This is a genomic window from Saccharothrix sp. ALI-22-I (assembly GCF_001984175.1).
Classification (GTDB): Bacteria; Actinomycetota; Actinomycetes; order Mycobacteriales; family Pseudonocardiaceae; genus Actinosynnema.
In genome coordinates, this window is sequence record NZ_MTQP01000059.1 from 200,854 (window position 1) to 218,241 (window position 17,388).

General features: G+C 70.4%; 16 protein-coding genes and 1 riboswitch. Of the genes, 11 read left to right on the forward strand and 5 right to left on the reverse strand.

The window, feature by feature from the left end:
- Nucleotides 1-30 precede the first annotated feature (30 nt).
- Nucleotides 31-145: riboswitch (SAM riboswitch) on the forward strand.
- A gap of 36 nt (nt 146-181) precedes the next feature.
- From ALI22I_RS19325 to ALI22I_RS19340, 4 genes are all read left to right on the forward strand, one after another.
- A complete protein-coding gene (locus ALI22I_RS19325; protein ID WP_083751853.1) occupies nt 182-1,558 on the forward strand; it encodes an aminotransferase class V-fold PLP-dependent enzyme in 1,377 nt (458 codons plus the stop codon).
- A 23-nt stretch (nt 1,559-1,581) separates the two neighbouring features.
- A complete protein-coding gene (lspA, locus tag ALI22I_RS19330) occupies nt 1,582-2,166 on the forward strand; it encodes a signal peptidase II (RefSeq protein ID WP_077006985.1) in 585 nt (194 codons plus the stop codon).
- Nucleotides 2,163-3,095: an RluA family pseudouridine synthase gene (locus ALI22I_RS19335; protein ID WP_077006908.1), complete on the forward strand. Its 933-nt coding sequence runs from the start codon at nt 2,163-2,165 to the stop codon at nt 3,093-3,095. The genes lspA and ALI22I_RS19335 overlap by 4 nt, the downstream gene beginning before the upstream one ends.
- Nucleotides 3,096-3,215: 120 nt before the next feature.
- Complete coding sequence (locus ALI22I_RS19340) at nt 3,216-4,430, forward strand: multidrug effflux MFS transporter (RefSeq protein WP_077006909.1); 1,215 nt, start codon at nt 3,216-3,218, stop codon at nt 4,428-4,430.
- An 84-nt stretch (nt 4,431-4,514) separates the two neighbouring features.
- Here ALI22I_RS19340 and ALI22I_RS19345 read toward each other — a convergent pair whose 3' ends face one another.
- Entirely contained in the window at nt 4,515-5,417 is a 903-nt protein-coding gene (locus ALI22I_RS19345) for an AsnC family protein (protein ID WP_077006910.1), read from the reverse strand.
- Between the two features lie 171 nt (nt 5,418-5,588).
- Between ALI22I_RS19345 and dnaE the strand changes: the two genes are divergently transcribed.
- The 3 genes from dnaE (at nt 5,589) to ALI22I_RS19360 (ending at nt 11,694) form a co-directional block, all read left to right on the forward strand.
- Nucleotides 5,589-9,122: a DNA polymerase III subunit alpha gene (gene dnaE / locus ALI22I_RS19350; protein ID WP_077006911.1), complete on the forward strand. Its 3,534-nt coding sequence runs from the start codon at nt 5,589-5,591 to the stop codon at nt 9,120-9,122.
- 87 nt (nt 9,123-9,209) lie between these two features.
- A complete protein-coding gene (locus ALI22I_RS19355) occupies nt 9,210-10,439 on the forward strand; it encodes a cytochrome P450 family protein (RefSeq protein WP_238598445.1) in 1,230 nt (409 codons plus the stop codon).
- Nucleotides 10,426-11,694, forward strand: coding sequence for an adenosylmethionine--8-amino-7-oxononanoate transaminase (locus tag ALI22I_RS19360; RefSeq protein WP_077006912.1), 1,269 nt, complete (start codon nt 10,426-10,428; stop codon nt 11,692-11,694). The genes ALI22I_RS19355 and ALI22I_RS19360 overlap by 14 nt, the downstream gene beginning before the upstream one ends.
- On the opposite strand, the gene ALI22I_RS19365 is transcribed toward ALI22I_RS19360, so the two are convergent.
- On the reverse strand, nt 11,674-12,339 hold the full coding sequence (locus tag ALI22I_RS19365) for a hypothetical protein (protein ID WP_077006913.1): 666 nt from the start codon (nt 12,337-12,339) through the stop codon (nt 11,674-11,676). The genes ALI22I_RS19360 and ALI22I_RS19365 overlap by 21 nt on opposite strands.
- Nucleotide 12,340: 1 nt before the next feature.
- Complete coding sequence (locus tag ALI22I_RS19370; RefSeq protein WP_077006914.1) at nt 12,341-12,580, reverse strand: glutaredoxin family protein; 240 nt, start codon at nt 12,578-12,580, stop codon at nt 12,341-12,343.
- A 60-nt stretch (nt 12,581-12,640) separates the two neighbouring features.
- Between ALI22I_RS19370 and bioD the strand changes: the two genes are divergently transcribed.
- The 4 genes from bioD (at nt 12,641) to ALI22I_RS19390 (ending at nt 15,336) form a co-directional block, all read left to right on the forward strand.
- Complete coding sequence (gene bioD, locus ALI22I_RS19375; RefSeq protein WP_077006988.1) at nt 12,641-13,357, forward strand: dethiobiotin synthase; 717 nt, start codon at nt 12,641-12,643, stop codon at nt 13,355-13,357.
- 74 nt (nt 13,358-13,431) lie between these two features.
- Nucleotides 13,432-14,478, forward strand: coding sequence for a biotin synthase BioB (bioB, locus tag ALI22I_RS19380; RefSeq protein ID WP_443216947.1), 1,047 nt, complete (start codon nt 13,432-13,434; stop codon nt 14,476-14,478).
- Nucleotides 14,475-14,699, forward strand: a complete 225-nt coding sequence (gene bsaP / locus ALI22I_RS19385; protein WP_238598446.1) for a biotin synthase auxiliary protein BsaP — start codon at nt 14,475-14,477, stop codon at nt 14,697-14,699. Before bioB ends, bsaP begins: the two co-directional genes overlap by 4 nt.
- 40 nt (nt 14,700-14,739) lie before the next feature.
- Entirely contained in the window at nt 14,740-15,336 is a 597-nt protein-coding gene (locus tag ALI22I_RS19390) for a DUF2567 domain-containing protein (protein WP_077006916.1), read from the forward strand.
- Between the two features lie 10 nt (nt 15,337-15,346).
- On the opposite strand, the gene ALI22I_RS19395 is transcribed toward ALI22I_RS19390, so the two are convergent.
- Nucleotides 15,347-16,099, reverse strand: a complete 753-nt coding sequence (locus ALI22I_RS19395) for a putative hydro-lyase (protein ID WP_077006917.1) — start codon at nt 16,097-16,099, stop codon at nt 15,347-15,349.
- An 8-nt stretch (nt 16,100-16,107) separates the two neighbouring features.
- Nucleotides 16,108-17,373, reverse strand: coding sequence for an MFS transporter (locus ALI22I_RS19400; protein WP_077006990.1), 1,266 nt, complete (start codon nt 17,371-17,373; stop codon nt 16,108-16,110).
- Between the last annotated feature and the right edge of the window lie 15 nt (nt 17,374-17,388).

Sequence of the window (17,388 nt, forward strand, 5' to 3'; positions counted from 1 at the left end):
GCGCGCGCTCTGGGTTAACTTCGAAACGAAGGTCATGAGTGCCAGCGCTAAGCCCGGGTTTGCTGGCCGGCAACCCTCCTACCGCGGTGGGGTGCCCCCGGTGAGGACCTGGCCTGGCGCGCAGGGCGCCCGGCAAGCGCGGGCTCCCTCTCCGGTGGGGTCCCGGACCCCGGAGGGCGTCATGACCGTCGCAGTTCCCCGAATCCCCGTCAGCCTGGAGACCCTTCCCCGGGAAAAGTCGGCCCAGGAAAAGCTTGCCCAGGAAAAGTGGGCACTGCCCCGAGTCGTGGGCGCCGCGCTGCGCGTGCCGCTGGTGACCGGTGAGCGCGTCGAGTACGCCAACCTCGACCACGCGGCCAGCGCGCCCTGTCTGGAGCAGGTCCGCGACGCCGTGGACGAGCTGCTGCCCTGGTACGCCAGCGTGCACCGGGGCGCGGGCTTCGCCTCCCAGGTCAGCACGAAGGTCTACGAGCAGGCCCGCACGTCGGTCCGCCGCTTCCTCGGCGCCCGCGAGAGCGACGCCGTCGTCTTCACCCGCAACACCACCGACGCGCTGAACCTGCTGGCCAAGAGCCTGCCCAAGCACACCGCCGTGATCCTGTTCGACACCGAGCACCACGCCGCGCTGCTGCCGTGGCGCGGCCCGAACGTGCGCCGCCTGCGCACTCCGGCCGCACCCGCCGGGGCGGTGTCGGCGCTGGACCGGGCCCTGGGCGAGGCCCCCGTCGGCCCGCGCCTGGTCGTGGTGACCGGGGCGTCGAACGTGACCGGTGAGGTGTGGCCGGTGGCCGAGCTGGCCCGGGTGGCCCGCCGGCACGGCGCACGGATCGCCCTGGACGCCGCCCAGCTCGCACCGCACCGGCCGGTGGACGTGCGCGCGCTCGACGTGGACTACACCGTGCTGTCCGGGCACAAGATCTACGCGCCGTTCGGCGCCGGTGTGCTGGTCGGCCGGTCCGACTGGTTGCAGGCCGCCGAGCCGTACCTGGTGGGCGGCGGCGCGACGGCCCGCGTCACCGACCACGGCGACCGGCTGGGCGTGGCCTGGTCCGCGGTGCCCGAGCGGCACGAAGCCGGCACGCCGAACGTGGTGGGCGTGCACGCGCTGGCCGTGGCCTGCGACGTGCTGGGCCGGCACTGGGCGCAGACCGCCGCGCACGAGCGCGCGCTCCTGGCGCGGCTGCGGGAGGGGCTCAAGACCGTTCCCGGCGTGCACGAGCTGGCGTTGTTCGGCGCGGACCAGGACCGGGTGGGCGTGGTGAGCTTCACCGTCGGCGGTCAGGACGTCGGCTACCTGGCCGCGGCGCTGTCCGCCGAGCACGGCATCGGCGTGCGTGACGGCGCGTTCTGCGCCCACGTGGCCGTGCACCGACTCGCGTACGGCGAGCGCGCGCTGCGTGCGTCCATCGGCCTGGGCACCACCGAGGAGCACGTGGACCGTTTCGTGGCCGCGCTGCGCACGCTCGTCACCGAGGGCTCGCGGTGGGAGTACGAACTTCAGAACGGTCGTTGGGTCCCGCTGAACGACGAGCGCGCGCTCCCGCCGTTCCTGCGCTGACCCGGATGCTGGACAATGGCCCGGTGAGCACCGATCCCAACACCGAGCCGGACACGCCGGACCAGCCGGACACACCGCTGCCCAAGCGACGGGTCCTGCTGCTGGCCGTCATCGCACCGCTGGTGTTGGCCCTCGACCTGGTCACCAAGATCATCGCGGTGGAGAACCTGGAGGGGCGCGAGCCGATCGAGCTGTTCGGCGGCCTGCTCTACCTGCCGCTGATCCGCAACACCGGCGCCGCGTTCGGCCTGGCCGAGGGCTGGACGGTGATCCTCGCCCTGATCGCGTCGGGCGTGGTCGTGTTCATCCTGTGGATCGCGCGCCGGCTGCGTTCGACCGGCTGGGCCATCGGCCTCGGCCTGGTCCTGGGCGGCGCGATGGGCAACCTCACGGACCGCATCTTCCGCGGACCCGGCCCGCTGCGCGGCGGCGTGGTCGACTTCATCTCGGTGCTCGACCCGTGGGGGAACTTCTTCCCGGTGTTCAACCTGGCGGACTCCGCCATCTGCGTGGGCGGCGGCGTGATCGTGCTGATGGCGCTGCTCCAGCGGGACTACGACGGCACTCGGGTGGAGAAGAAGCCCGTGGCCAAGAAGGCGAGCGAATGAGCGGCTACCGGAGCCTTCCCGTGCCGGATGGACTGGACGGGATGCGGGTCGATGCCGGCCTGGCCAAGCTCCTCGGCCTGTCCCGCACGGTGGTCGCGGCGTTGACCGAGTCGGGTGACGTGGTGCTCGACGGCCACCCCGCGGGCAAGTCGGACCGGCTGGTGGCGGGCGCGGTGCTGGAGGTCACCCTCCCCGAGCCCGAGCGGCCGGTGCAGGTGCAGGCCGTGCCCGTGGAGGGCCTGAAGGTCCTGCACGAGGACGACGACGTGATCGTGGTGGACAAGCCGGTCGGCGTGGCCGTCCACCCCAGCCCCGGCTGGACCGGTCCGACCGTGGTCGGCGGCCTGGCCGCGGCCGGCATCCGGATCTCCACGTCGGGCGCGGCCGAACGCCAGGGCGTGGTGCACCGGCTGGACGTCGGCACGACCGGCGTCATGGTGGTGGCGAAGAGCGAGCACGCCTACTCGGCGTTGAAGCACGCCTTCAAGGAGCGGACGGTCGACAAGCTCTACCACGCGCTCGTGCAGGGGCACCCGGACCCGATCAAGGGCACCATCGACGCGCCGATCGACCGGCACCCGAAGCACGACTACAAGTTCGCCGTGATGGCCAACGGCAAGCCGAGCATCACGCACTACGAGGTGGTGGAGGCATTCCGGGCCGCGTCGCTGCTCGACGTGCACCTGGAGACCGGCCGCACGCACCAGATCCGGGTGCACTTCTCCGCGCTGAAGCACCCGTGCGTCGGGGACATCACCTACGGTGCCGACCCGTCGCTGGCCAAGCGCCTGGGCGTCACCCGGCAGTGGCTGCACGCCCGGACCCTGGGCTTCCACCACCCGGCCGACGGCCAGTGGGTGTCGTACACCAGCGAGTACCCGGACGACCTCGCCGACGCCCTGGAACTGCTCCGGGCCGAGGGTTACTGACGCTGTGTGTTCACTTCGAGGCGATGTCCTACACCCGGACGCGTGACGTAGGACATATCGCTTTTCTCCCGGTCGTTCGGCTTGCGAAGCTTTTGGCACACCAGCCCGGGGGAGTGTCGGATGGACAGCAGGGCAAGACTGATCGCGCTCCTGGGAGCCTTGTGCTGCCTGGGACCCCTGTCGATCGACACCTACCTGCCCGCGTTCCCCTCCATGGCGGAGGAGTTCGGCGCGGCCGAGTCGCAGATCCAGCTGTCCCTGACCACGTTCATCATCGGCCTGTCGCTGGGACAGCTGCTGGTGGGCCCGCTGTCGGACTCGTGGGGCAGGCGGCGGCCGCTGCTGTTCGGCCTCGGCAGCTACGTCGTGATCTCGCTCCTGTGCGCGGTCGCGCCCAGCGCCCTCGCGTTCGCCGGCCTGCGCCTGCTCCAGGGCCTCGGTGTGGCGGCCGGGTTCGTGGTCGCGACGGCGATCGCCCGCGACCGGTTCGAGGGTCTGGCGATGGCGCGGTTCATGTCCTTGTTGATGCTGGTCAACGGCATGGGCCCGGTATTGGCGCCGGTCATCGGCGGCCAGCTGCTCAGGATCACCAGCTGGCGCGGCACGTTCGTCGTGCTCGGCGTCATCGCGTTGGTCCTGCTGGTCATCCTGGCCATCGGCCTGCCGGAGACGTTGCCCGAGGACAAGCGCCGCCCGCCGAACCTGCTGCTCACGCTCAAGGTGTTCGGCAGCCTGCTGGCCGACCGCAAGTTCCTCGGCTACGTGCTGGCCTCCGCGCTGGCCCTCGGTGCGCTGTTCGCGTACGTCGCGGGCGGGTCGTTCGTGCTCCAGGGCGTGTACGGGCTCACCGCGCAGCAGTTCAGCCTGGTGTTCGCGGTGAACTCGGTGGCGATCTTCCTGGCCGGCGTGCTCAACACCAGGCTGACCGGCCGGATCATGCCGCGTCCGCTGCTCAAGATCGGCCTGGCGGGCAGCGCGGTCGGCGGGGTCGGGCTGTTCGTCGGCGGTCTGGTCGGCGGTGGCCTGGCCACGTTCCTGCCGCCGCTGTTCGTGGTCACGATGAGCGTCGGCCTGCTCATGCCCAACGCCGCCACGCTGGCGATGTCCCGGCACCCGGAGGCGGCGGGCAGCGCGTCGGCCGTGCTCGGCGTGATGACGTTCCTGGTCGGCGGTCTGATGGCACCGCTGGTCGGTGCGGGCGGCTCGGCGAGCGTGCTGCCGATGGTGAGCGTGATGGCCGGCGCGACGGTCCTGGCCGTGATCGTGTTCGCCGCCATGACCAGGGGCGACGTCGGCATCACCCGCGACACCGAACCGGCGGCTGTCCCCGCCTGAGCGCGAGGTCACGAACGACCGACTTCCAGGCGACCTCGCCCGCCGTCTGCGGAGCAGCGGCAATCAACACAGCGGCGATCCAACTCAGTCGTCGATGGTCCAGACGAGGGTGTTGAGGTCGGTTTCCGGGCGGGAGCTCCAGCGGACGGAGAACACCACGGTGTCCTCCGGTAGCACGTAGACGGTGTGGCCGCCCGCGGTCTCGCCCGGCTGGACGCCGATCTTGTGCGGCGGCCGGGAGGACAGCGACACGGGCGCCTTGCTGACCGTCTCGCCCTTGTTGGTCATCAGGACCAGGTACATGTCGGGCAGGGCGTTGAACGGCACCTGGCCGATGTTCGCCAGCTCGGTGTGCACGACCACGGCCCGCTCGCCGTCGGCCAGCTTGTAGCCGGCGGCGGTGAACAGGAAGTCCGCCGGGTCGACCACCTCGACCAGCTGGATGGTGAACCGGGCGCCCTCCAGGCCCTCGGTCTCCAACGTGCTGCCGATCTTGCCGGTGCGCGAGCGCGGCGCGGGTGCCTGGTCGCCACGAGCCCAGCCGGACGTGCCGGGCACGCCCCACGTGCTCATCGGCTCCGCCAGGGGCACCGGGCCGGACGGCGGTCCCGTCTGCGGCTGCGCCGGGAACGGCGTGCTGGGCGGCCCTTGCGGGCCGGGGTAACCGGGGTAGGGGCCTGACGGCGTGCCCTGCACCGTGCCCGGCACGGGCGGGTACGGGCCGCTCGGCGTGCCGCGCACGGCCTGCCCGCCGGGGCCCGCGTAGTTGCCCCACGCCACGCTGTTGGCCAGCGCCTTGCGGATGCCGTTCGGGTCGCACTCCACGCCCACGAGCAGCGGCAACCCGCTACCGGACAACGTGATCAGCCGGCTGGCGGCCTCGCGCGGGTCCATGCCGAGCCGGGCGGCCACCTCGTGCACGGCGGCACGGCCCATCTCGGCGATCATGGCCAGGAGACGGGCGTCGACGGGGTCCGGCACTACCACTCCTCGAACGCTACCCGCCTGGGGCGATCTTCGTGTCATCGGCCTGCCGGGGTCGGCCCGACGAGTGGCGGGGTGTCGACGTGAACCGGCCCGAATGGCGTTATAGGGTCAGGTGAGTCTTGCCCGAGCGATTCCAGTCCCGGGCCCGCTGCGATCTTCAGGGGGGTTTGGGTGTCCGACTCGTTTGTGCACCTCCACGTGCACACCGAGTACTCGATGCTCGATGGCGCGGCGAAGCTGAAGGACATGTTCGCCGAGTGCGAGCGGATGGGCATGCCCGCCGCCGCGATCACCGACCACGGCAACATGTACGGCGCGTACGACTTCTACCGGCAGGCGACCGCCGCGGGCATCAAGCCGGTCATCGGTATCGAGGCGTACCTGGCGCCGGAGTCGCGCTTCAACAAGAAGCGCGTGCTGTGGGGCGACCCGGGGCAGAAGGCCGACGACGTCTCCGCCAGCGGCGCGTACACCCACCAGACCATCTGGGCCCGGACGAACGAGGGCCTGCACAACCTGATGAAGATGTCCAGCCGGGCCTCCACCGAGGGCCAGCTGGGCAAGTGGCCCCGGATGGACGCCGAGCTGATCGCCGAGCACTCGGCGGGGCTGATGGCGACGACCGGCTGCCCGTCCGGCGAGGTGCAGACACGGCTGCGGCTCGGCCACGAGAAGGAGGCCCTGGAGGCCGCCGCGAAGTGGCGCGACATCTACGGCGCGGAGAACTTCTTCGTCGAGCTGATGGACCACGGCATCGAGATCGAGAGCCGGGTCCGGGGCGGCCTGTTGGACATCGCCAAGAAGCTCAGCATCCCGTTCGTGGTGACCAACGACTCGCACTACACCTACTCCGAGGACCGCGACGCGCACGCGGCGCTGCTGTGCGTGCAGACCGGCAAGACGCTGCAGGACCCGAACCGGTTCAAGTTCGACGGCACGGGCTACCACCTGAAGTCGCCGGACGAGATGCGCGCGATCGACTCGTCCGACGCCTGGCAGGAGGGGTGCCGCAACACCCTGCTGGTGGCCGAGAAGGTCGACACGACCGGCATGTTCGCGTTCCACAACCTGATGCCGCGCTACCCGACGCCGGGCGGGCAGTCGGAGGCGGAGTACTTCCGGGAAGAGGTCTGGGCGGGCATGCGCCGCCGGTTCCCGGAGGGCGTGGACGAGATCCACGAGAAGCAGGTCGAGTTCGAGATCGACGTCATCCTCCAGATGGGCTTCCCGTCCTACTTCCTGGTGGTCGCCGACTTCATCAACTGGGCCAAGGCCAACGGCATCCGCGTCGGCCCCGGTCGTGGTTCCGCCGCGGGCGCGCTGATCGCGTACGCGATGGGCATCACCGACCTCGACCCGCTGGCGCACGGCCTGATCTTCGAGCGGTTCCTGAACCCGGACCGGGTCAGCCCGCCCGACATCGACATCGACTTCGACGAGCGCCGGCGCGGTGACGTGATCCGGTACGTCACCGAGAAGTGGGGCGTCGACAAGGTCGCCCAGGTGATCACCTTCGGCACGATCAAGGCGAAGGCCGCGATCAAGGACTCCGCCCGCGTGCTGTACGGGCAGCCGGGGTACGCGGTGGCCGACCGGATCTCCAAGGCCATGCCGCCCGCCGTGATGGGCAAGGACATCCCGCTGGCCGGCGTGTTCGACCCGCAGCACAAGCGGTACTCCGAGGCCGCCGAGGTGCGCGCGCTGTACGAGACCGACCCGCAGGTCAAGGAGATCATCGACACCGGACGCGGACTGGAGGGCCTGATCCGCAACGCGGGCGTGCACGCCTGCGCGGTGATCATGTCCGCGGAGCCGCTGACGGACCACATCCCGGTCTGGAAGCGCCCGCAGGACGGGTCGATCATCACCCAGTTCGACTACCCGACGTGCGAGACGCTCGGCCTGCTGAAGATGGACTTCCTCGGCCTGAGCAACCTGACCACGATCGACGACGCGCTGAAGAACATCGCGCTCAACGGCAAGGGCGACGTCGACATCACCACCGTCCCCCTCGACGACCGCAAGACCTACGAGCTGCTGGGCCGCGGCGACACGCTGGGCGTGTTCCAGCTCGACGGTGGCGCCCTGCGCGACCTGCTGCGGCTCATGCGCCCGGACAACTTCGAGGACGTCTCGGCCGTCATCGCGCTGTACCGGCCGGGTCCGATGGGCGCGAACTCGCACACGAACTACGCGCTGCGCAAGAACAAGCAGCAGGAGATCACGCCGATCCACCCCCAGCTGGAAGAGCCGCTGGCCGAGATCCTGGACACGACCTACGGGTTGATCGTGTACCAGGAGCAGGTCATGGCGATCGCGCGGAAGGTGGCGGGCTACACGCTGGCCCAAGCGGACCTGCTCCGCCGCGCGATGGGCAAGAAGAAGAAGGAGATCCTCGACAAGGAGTACAAGGGTTTCGAGGCGGGCATGGTGGCCAACGGCTACTCGCCCGAGGCGATCAAGACCCTGTGGGACATCCTGGTCCCGTTCGCGGACTACGCGTTCAACAAGGCGCACTCCGCCGCGTACGGCCTGATCGCGTACTGGACCGCGTACCTCAAGGCCAACTACCCCGGCGAGTACATGGCCGCGCTGCTGACCACGAACTCGGACAACAAGGACAAGTCGGCCGTCTACCTGGCCGAGTGCCGCCGGATGGGCATCACGGTGCTGCCGCCGGACGTCAACGCGTCCGAGCGGGAGTTCGTCGCGGTCGGCAACGACATCCGGTTCGGCCTGGGCGCGATCCGCAACGTCGGCGCGAACGTGGTCGACGCGATCATCAAGACCCGCAAGGAGAAGGGGAAGTTCGCCGACTTCTCCGACTTCCTGCGCAAGGTCGACGTCCAGGCGTGCAACAAGAAGGTCGTCGAATCGCTGATCAAGGCGGGCGCGTTCGACTCGCTCGGCCACCCGCGCAAGGGCCTGCACATGGTCCACGTCGAGGCGGTCGACGCGATCATGCTGACCAAGAAGGAAGAGGCGCGCGGCCAGTTCGACCTGTTCGGCGACGGCAGCGGCGACGGTGACGGCGCCTCGGTGTTCGACGTGAAGATCCCCGACGAGCACTGGGAGTCCAAGCACCAGCTCACGCTGGAGCGGGAGATGCTGGGCCTGTACGTGTCCGGCCACCCGCTCAACGGTGTGGAACAGGTGCTGGGGTCCTATTCGGACACTTCGATCGCGCGCATCCTGGAAGGCGACGTGCCCGACGGCACGCAGGTCACGCTGGGCGGCATCCTCTCGACGGTCACCCGCCGGGTGAACAAGAACGGCGAGCCGTGGGCGTCGGCGATGCTGGAGGACCTGGCCGGTGGCATCGAGGTGCTGTTCTTCCCCAAGAGCTACATGGTCCACGGCATGCAGGTGGCCGAGGACGCGATCGTGCTGGTCAAGGCGCGGGTGGCGAAGCGGGAGGACCGGATCTCGCTGATCGCCAACGACCTGGTCGTGCCGGACCTGTCGGAGTTGGGCGCGCAGGCGTTGAAGCTGAAAGTGTCGGCGTCGCGGTGCGACCCGAAACTGGTGACGTCGTTGAAGGAAGTCCTCTCCGCGCACCCCGGCACCACCGAGGTGCACCTCAACCTGGTCATCAACAGCAGCCGCAACACGTTGCTGAAGCTGGACGACGCGCTCCGGGTCACGCCCACGCCGTCCCTCATGGGTGATCTGAAGGCTCTGCTCGGACCGGGGTGCTTGGGCTGATCGGGTGACATCGACCCGGTTCGGGGACACGAGGGAGTCTCGGATCGTTTGAGTAAACAGGGTTTACTCAAACGAGGAGGGATTCCCTTGGGGGAACAGATCGCCGGTCTGGACGTGCTGGGCGAGGAGTACTACGCCGACCCGCACTCCTACCACGCCAAGCTGCGCGAGCAGGCGGCGGCGACCGAGATCGTGTTGCCGCGCGGCACGAAGGCCTGGCTCGTCACCCGGTACGAGGAAGGCCGGCTGGCGCTCGCCGACCCGCGGTTCAGCAAGCACTTCGAGCGCTTCCCGGAGGTCATGGAGCGCAACCGGGTCGCGGGCGACCAGCCGATCACGTTCGACCAGTCCCTGGTGCAGCACATGCTGAACATGGACCCGCCGGGCCACACCCGGCTGCGCAAGCTCGTCACCAAGGCGTTCACCGCCCGGCGGGTCGAGCAGCTGCGGCCCCGCATCCAGGAGATCACCGACCGGCTGCTCGACGAGATGGCCGGGCAGTCCGAGGTGGACCTGATCGACGCGCTGGCGTTCCCGCTGCCCATCACGGTCATCTGCGAGATGCTCGACGTGCCGATGGACGAGCGCGACGAGTTCCGCGTGTGGTCGAACGTGCTGGTCGGGGGCGGTCCGGACGTGCAGGCCGTGCAGGAGGCCGGCGCCCAGATGGCGGGCTACCTGTCGCGGCTGGTCGAGCACAAGCGGGCCAACCCCGGTGACGACTTCTTCTCGGCGCTGGTGCACGCCAGCGAGGACGGCGACCAGCTCGACCAGATGGAGCTGATCGCCATGGCGTTCCTGCTCCTGGTGGCCGGGCACGAGACGACGGTCAACCTGATCGCCAACGGCGTCTACCACCTGATGCGCAACCCCGAGCAGCTGGACAAGCTGCGCGCCGACCGGTCGCTGCTGCCCGGCGCGGTGGAGGAGTTCCTGCGCTACGAGAGCCCGGTCAACCAGGCCACGTTCCGCTACACCACCGAGGACGTCGAACTGGGTGACGTGCTCATCCCGAAGGACAGCGTGGTGGTGGTGTCGCTGAGCGGCGGCAACCGCGACGAGTCCCGGTTCCCGGACGCGGACCGGTTCGACATCACCCGGCCCGCCGGCGGGCACCTGGCGTTCGGCCACGGCGTGCACTACTGCCTGGGCGCGCCGCTGGCCCGGATGGAGGGCGAGATCGCGGTCGGGTCGCTGCTGGACCGGTTCGACCTCACCCCGGCGGCGGAGCCGGACTCGCTGCGGTGGCGGTCGGGCGCGCTCATTCGCGGGCTCCACTCGCTGCCGGTTAGCCTGACGCCCCGTGGACCGCGATGAGCTGCTGAAACTGGACCAGGCGCACGTCTGGCACCCGTACGGCCCGATGCCGGGCACCCACCAGCCGCTCGTGGTCTCGTCGGCGGAGGGTGTCCGGCTCCGGCTGGACGACGGGCGCGAGCTGGTCGACGGCATGTCGTCGTGGTGGGCCGCGATCCACGGCTACCGGCACCCGGTGCTCGACGCCGCGGTGCGCGACCAGCTCGGCCGGATGAGCCACGTGATGTTCGGCGGCCTGACCCACGAGCCCGCGGTGGCGTTGTCGGCGCGGCTGGTGGAGATCACGCCCGAGCCGTTGCAGCACGTGTTCCTGTGCGACTCGGGGTCGGTGTCGGTCGAGGTCGCGATCAAGATGGCGTTGCAGTACTGGCGTTCCCGGAAGCGGCCGGAGAAGCGGCGGCTGCTCACCTGGCGCGGCGGGTACCACGGCGACACGTTCCAGCCGATGGCCGTGTGCGATCCGGAGGGCGGGATGCACTCGCTGTGGCGGGGCGTGCTGCCGGACCAGGTGTTCGCGTCCGCGCCGCCGCGCGACCTGGAGACCGCGTACGTCCAGGAGCTGGCGGACCTGATCGAGGCGCACGCCGACGAGCTGGCCGCGGTCATCGTGGAGCCGGTCGTGCAGGGCGCGGGCGGGATGCGCTTCCACGACCCGCGCTACCTGCACGTGCTGCGCGAGCTGACGCTGGCGCACGACGTGCTGCTGATCTTCGACGAGATCGCCACCGGCTTCGGTCGCACCGGCGAGCTGTTCGCCGCCGGCCACGCCGCGGTCAGCCCCGACATCATGTGCCTGGGCAAGGCGCTGACCGGCGGTTACCTGTCCATGGCGGCCACGTTGTGCACCTCGCGCGTGGCGGACGGCATCTCGCGCGGTGAGGTGCCCGTGCTGGCGCACGGCCCGACGTTCATGGGCAACCCGCTGGCCTCGGCGGTGGCGCTGGCGTCCACCGACCTGCTGCTCTCGCAGGACTGGCGGGCGTCGGTGCGGCGGATCGAGGCCGGGTTGCGGTCCGGGCTGGCGCAGGCGCCCGGTGACGTGCGGGTGCTCGGCGCGATCGGCGTCGTGCAGCTCGACCACCCGGTGGACATGGCCGCCGCCACCGCCGCGGCCGTCGACCACGGCGTGTGGCTGCGGCCGTTCCGGGACCTGATCTACACCATGCCGCCGTTCGTCAGCACCGACGACGACGTGGCCGCGATCAGCGCCGCGGTCGTCGCCGCGGCCGAGGCGTCACATGCGCAGCAGGGTTGAGCCCCAGATCAGCAGCAGGGTCGCGTAACCGACGCAGATCCAGCCGAAGGCCTGGTGGCCCAGCTCCTTCTTGTACCCGAACAGCTTGTTGACCAGCAGCCACCAACCCAGCCCGGCCACGATGAGCGCCAACGGCGACATGATCACGCCGTACGCACCCGCGTACACGCCCGCCCAGAAGTCCACCGGCAGCGAGACGTCGTTGGCGTACTCGGTCGGGAAGAGCATCACCGCGACCACCGTCCACGACCAGGCGACGACCTGGAGCCCCGCCTTCGTCCCCGGCTTCGCGGTGGCGTGGTTGACGCCCACCACACCCCAGGCCATGAACGCGCCGCCGCCGAACAGCCAGCCGACCACCGTCGACACGACCGGCACCCGGCCTACCGCCTCGCCCAGGACCGGGAACACCGAGCCCCACAGGACGAAGTGCCCGCCCACCGCCGCGACGACGGCTCCCAGGACGACGAGGACCTGCGTGCCGACCTTCTGCCGCTGGAACCAGTTCGGGTCCGCCTTCGGCTTGGTGGCCGCCCGCGCGGCGCGGCGGGCCTGCTCTTGTTCTGTCCACTGCTCTGCCCACGCTTGGCCGCGCTTGCTCTGGGCCGCCGCCTGCCGCCGCTTGCGTCTGTTCGCCTTGCCCACCTCAGAGCTCCACCGCGGCGGCGAGGTCGGTGTTCGTCGGCTCGACCAGCACCCGGCCGTCGGGCAGCACGATCACCGGGATGTTCTTGCGCCCACCGGCGATCTCGATCGCGCGGTCGCGGGCCGCGTCGTCGTGTTCGACGTCGACCTCCGTGAAGGGCACTTCGTGCTCCCGCAGCCACGCCTTGGCACGCCGGCAGTCACCACACCAGTTCGCGCCGTACAGAACGATCTCACCCATAGCGGTGACTGTAGAACGTGGTCACCCGCCACGCTCCGTACAGGCCTAGGGTGGGTGCCCGTGAGCGTCCTCGTGATCACCGGCACGGGCACCGAGGTCGGCAAGACGGTGGTCGTCGCCGCCCTGGCGGCGCTGGCCGTCGCCGACGGTCGGCGAGTCGCCGTGCTCAAGCCCGCGCAGACCGGTGTCGCCGACGGCGAGCCGGGCGACCTCGCCGAGGTGGTCCGACTCGTGGGTCCGGTCACCACTCGTGAGCTGCGCCGATATCCCGAACCGCTGGCGCCGGCCACGGCCGCGCGCCGGTCCGGGCTGCCCACCCTGCACCCCAGCGAAGTCGCCGCGGCGGCCGTGGCGCTGGACGAGACGCACGACCTCGTGCTGGTCGAGGGCGCGGGCGGGCTGCTGGTCCGGTTCGACGACGCGGGCTCGACCATCGCCGACGCCGCGTGGGCGCTCAACGCCCCGGTGCTGCTCGTCGCGCACGCCGGCCTCGGCACGTTGAACATGACCGCGCTGACCGCCGAAGCCGTGCTCCGCCGCGGCCTGGAATCCGTCGGCGTGGTGGTGGGCCGCTGGCCCGCCGCGCCCGACCTGGCCACCCGCACCAACCTGGTCGACCTGCCCGAGGCCGCGGGCGCGCCGCTGCTGGGCGTGCTGCCCGACGGCGCGGCGGCGCTGGACCGGTCGGAGTTCGTGGAGATGGCCCGCGAAGGCCTGTCGCCGTGGTTCGGCGGCACCTTCGACCCGGAGAAGTTCGCCGCTCCGCACACCTGCTGACCCCATGTGTCGACCGAACCCGTGATGTACGTCGCTGGGTCGGCCCCGGGTCCGTGCGGCAGACTGCACGGCGGATGACCGCCGGAGTTCCCCGAGGAGAAGTCGTGACCGCAGCCCCTGAACAGCTCGATGTCCTCAGCGTCGCCCGCGCGCAGGTGCTGGAGCAGGGCGTCGGACTGTCCGAGGAGCAGGTGCTCGAAGTCCTCCAGCTGCCCGACGAGCGGATTCCGGACCTGCTGGAGCTGGCGCACGCGGTGCGCATGCGCTGGTGCGGCCCGGAGGTCGAGGTCGAGGGCATCGTGTCGCTGAAGACCGGCGGCTGCCCCGAGGACTGCCACTTCTGCTCCCAGTCCGGGCAGTTCCCCTCGCCGGTGCGCTCGGCGTGGCTGGACATCCCCGGTCTGGTGAAGGCGGCCCGGCAGACCGCCGAGACCGGCGCCACCGAGTTCTGCATCGTCGCCGCCGTGCGCGGACCGGACAAGCGGCTGCTGTCGCAGGTGCGGGACGGCATCAAGGCCATCCGCGAGGACGGCAACGACATCCAGATCGCGTGCTCGCTCGGCATGCTCACCCAGGAGCAGGTGGACGAGCTGGTGGACATGGGCGTCCACCGCTACAACCACAACCTGGAGACGGCCCGCTCGCACTTCCCCAACGTGGTCACCACGCACTCGTGGGAGGAGCGGTGGGACACGCTGAAGATGATCCGCGCCGCGGGCATGGAGGTCTGCTGCGGCGGCATCATCGGCATGGGGGAGACGCTGGCGCAGCGCGCCGAGTTCGCCGTGCAGCTGGCCGCGCTGGAGCCCGACGAGGTGCCGCTGAACTTCCTCATCCCCAACCCCGGCACCCCGTACGAGAACTACCCGGTCGTGGAGGGCCCCGACGCGCTGCGGGCCGTCGGCGCGTTCCGGCTCGCCCTGCCGCGCACGATCCTGCGCTTCGCCGGCGGCCGTGAGCTGACCTTCGGCGACCTCGGCGCCAAGCAGGGCATGCTCGGCGGCATCAACGCGATCATCGTCGGCAACTACCTGACCAACCTCGGCCGCCCGGCCCAGGACGACCTCGACATGCTGGACGAGCTGTCCATGCCGATCAAGGAACTGAGCAAGACCCTGTGACCACCGAGGTGGATTCTGTCGGGCTGGATGCTGTGGCGTATTGCGGATATTGCGGCAAGGCGCGCGCCGAGGGAGACCATTCGGCGTGCGCCTCGCGGCTCGGTGTGATCGACCCGCCGAGGTTCTGCGGGGAGTGCGCGCGCCGGATGGTGGTGCAGGTGACGCCCGCCGGCTGGACCGCTGCGTGCAGCCGTCACGGCGAGATCACCTCAGCGCGGTAACCTGCCCTGCATCTGGTCACGGGTGCAGGGAGGTCGTCGGGTGGCGGAGCAACCGGTGGACGAGCGGGCGATGCCCGTTCGGGTGCCACCCGCGCCGGACTTCGACTACTACTACGTGGTGCAACGGCCACGGGTAGTGGTGAAGCGCGACCTGCTGCCCGCGTTCTCCGTGCTGTCCGCGATCTCGCTGTTCGGGCTGCCCGCGGGGTGGTTGTGGGCGTGGCTCGCGCCGCCGCAGAACGTGGTGGTGCAGCAGGACGGGGCGATGATCCCGGTGACCGGTGAGAGCTACCACCGGCTCGACGGGCTGATGCTGTTCGTGCTGATGGGGCTGGCCGCCGGGGTGATCACCGGTATCGCGGTGTGGATGCTGCGGGAACGGCGCGGGCCGGTGGTGATGCTGGCGGCCGCACTCGGTTCGGTGGTGGCGGCCTACCTGGCCCAGCTGACCGGCACCGGGTCGGCCGCCGGCAGGTACGCCGTCGGCGCCGCGCCCGAGGTGGGTGACGTGCTCGCCTTGGCCCCGGTGCTGGAGACGTGGTGGGGCTTGCTGGCGTGGCCCTTGGGCACGGCGCTGGCGTACGGCTGCCTGGCCGCGTGGAACGGGTTGGACGACCTCGGCCGTCGGCTGGGTTAGAGCCGGCCGGTCAGAGCTGGTACTGCGTGTCGGGCACGTCGGTGACGAACATGTGCCCCGGCGCGTGGGTGATCGCGAACGGCGGTTTCGACGCCATCACCGCGGCCTGCGGTGTCACGCCGCACGCCCAGTAGACCGGCACGTCGCCCTCGTGCGGCTCGGTGCGGTCGCCGAAGTCCGGCTGGTCCAGGTCCTCGATGCCCAGCGCCCGCGGATCGCCCACGTGCACCGGGGCGCCGTGGACGGCGGGCATGCGGGCGGTGACCCGGATCGCCGTGTCCACCAGGTCGGCGGGGATGTAGCGCATCGACACCACCATCGGGCCGTGCAGGCGGCCCGCCGGGCGGCACTCGCGATCGGTGACGTACATCGGGACGTTGCGCCCCTGCTCGACGTACCGGAGCGGGACGTCCGCCTGCTTCAGCGCGGACTCGAACGTGAAGCTGCACCCGATGAGGAACGCGACCAGGTCGTCCTGCCAGTACACGGACGCGTCGGGCGGCTCCTCCTTCAGCTCGCCGTGCTCCCAGATCCGGTAGCGGGGCAGGTCGCGCATGAGGTCGGCGTTGCCGGCCAGGACCGTGCTGGTGCTGCCCACGTCGGTGACGTCCAGGACCGGGCACGGTTTCGGGTTGCGCTGGGTGAACAGCAGGACGTCGTAGGCCCAGTCCTGCGGGACGGCGATCAGGTTGGCCTGGGCGTAGCCGGGCGCGAGCCCGGCCGTCGGGCCCCGGTGGTTCCGGCGCACCTGTTCCGGTGTCATCGCTGCGGTCAATTCAGCTCCACACCCTTCGTCTCCGGGAGGCCGAGGAGGGCCACGACGGCGATGCCGTAGCCCGCCGCGCCGAAGATCATCGCGCCGCCGACGCCCATGCTCTCCGACAGGAATCCCACCAGGGTGGGGAACAGCGCGCCGACCGCGCGGCCGAAGTTGTAGGTGAAGCCCTGGCCGGTGCCGCGCAGCTCCGTCGGGTACAGCTCGGCCAGGAACGAGCCGAAGCCGCTGAAGATCGCCGACGTGGTGAACCCGAGCGGGAACGTGACCAGCAGGATCAGCCCGTTGGCGCCCGCCGGTATCTGGGTGTACAGCACGATGAGGATGGCGCTGAGCACCGCGAACAGGGTGAACGTGCGCTTGCGGCCGAGGCGGTCGGTCAGGAAGCCGCCGGTGATGTAGCCCGCGAACGCGCCGCTGATCAGCAGGGCCAGGTAGCCGCCGGTGCCGACGACGCTGAGGCCGCGTTCGGTCTTGAGGAACGTCGGCACCCAGCTGGCCAGCGTGTAGTAGCCGCCTTGGACACCGGTGGCCAGCAGCGCGGCGAACATCGTGGTGCGGCCCAGGTCCCCTCGGAAGATCTCCTTGAAACTGCCTTTGCGCGCGCTGGTCTTGAGCGCCCGCTCGGCCTTCGGGGCGTCCTTGACGTTGCGGCGGACGTAGAAGATGAGCAGCGCGGGGATCGCGCCGGTCCAGAACAGCACCCGCCAGGCCATGTCCTGGGGCACGAAGCTGAACACCACGGTGTAGACGATGACGCTGAGGCCCCAGCCGACGGCCCAGGAGCTCTGGATGAACGCGACGGTCCGGCCGCGGTACTGGGGTTTGCAGTACTCGGCGACGAGGATCGCGCCGGCTGCCCACTCACCGCCGAAGCCCAGGCCCTGGAGGGCGCGGAAGACCATCAGCATCTCGTAGCTGGTGGCGAAGCCGCACAGCACCGTGAAGACGGCGTAGGTGATGACGGTGAGCATGAGAGTGCGGACCCGGCCGATGCGGTCCGCGAGGATGCCCGCGATCGCGCCGCCGAGGGCGGAGACCACGAGGGTGACGGTGTTGAGCAGGCCCGCTTCGCCCTTGGTGATGCCGAAGTAGGCGGTGATGGCGAACAGGCTCAGGGGGAGGACCTGGAAGTCGTAGGAGTCCAGGCCGTAGCCGCCGAACGCGCCGACGAAGGCCCGCTTGCCGTTGCGGCCCAGCGTGTGGAACCACGCGAACGGGCCTGTCCTGGTGCTGTCCGTAGTGCTGTCCGTGGTGCTCATGTCGGAGATCACCTC

Excerpts from the sequence above, each read along its gene's own strand:
- ALI22I_RS19340 (WP_077006909.1), top strand. The coding sequence starts at position 3,216 with ATGGACAGCAGGGCAAGACTGATCGCGCTCCTGGGAGCCTTGTGCTGC.
- bioB (WP_443216947.1), top strand. The coding sequence starts at position 13,432 with ATGACCGCCGGAGTTCCCCGAGGAGAAGTCGTGACCGCAGCCCCTGAA.
- ALI22I_RS19400 (WP_077006990.1), bottom strand. The coding sequence starts at position 17,373 with ATGAGCACCACGGACAGCACTACGGACAGCACCAGGACAGGCCCGTTC.
- ALI22I_RS19395 (WP_077006917.1), bottom strand. The coding sequence starts at position 16,099 with ATGACACCGGAACAGGTGCGCCGGAACCACCGGGGCCCGACGGCCGGG.
- ALI22I_RS19325 (WP_083751853.1), top strand. The coding sequence starts at position 182 with ATGACCGTCGCAGTTCCCCGAATCCCCGTCAGCCTGGAGACCCTTCCC.
- ALI22I_RS19335 (WP_077006908.1), top strand. The coding sequence starts at position 2,163 with ATGAGCGGCTACCGGAGCCTTCCCGTGCCGGATGGACTGGACGGGATG.
- ALI22I_RS19370 (WP_077006914.1), bottom strand. The coding sequence starts at position 12,580 with ATGGGTGAGATCGTTCTGTACGGCGCGAACTGGTGTGGTGACTGCCGG.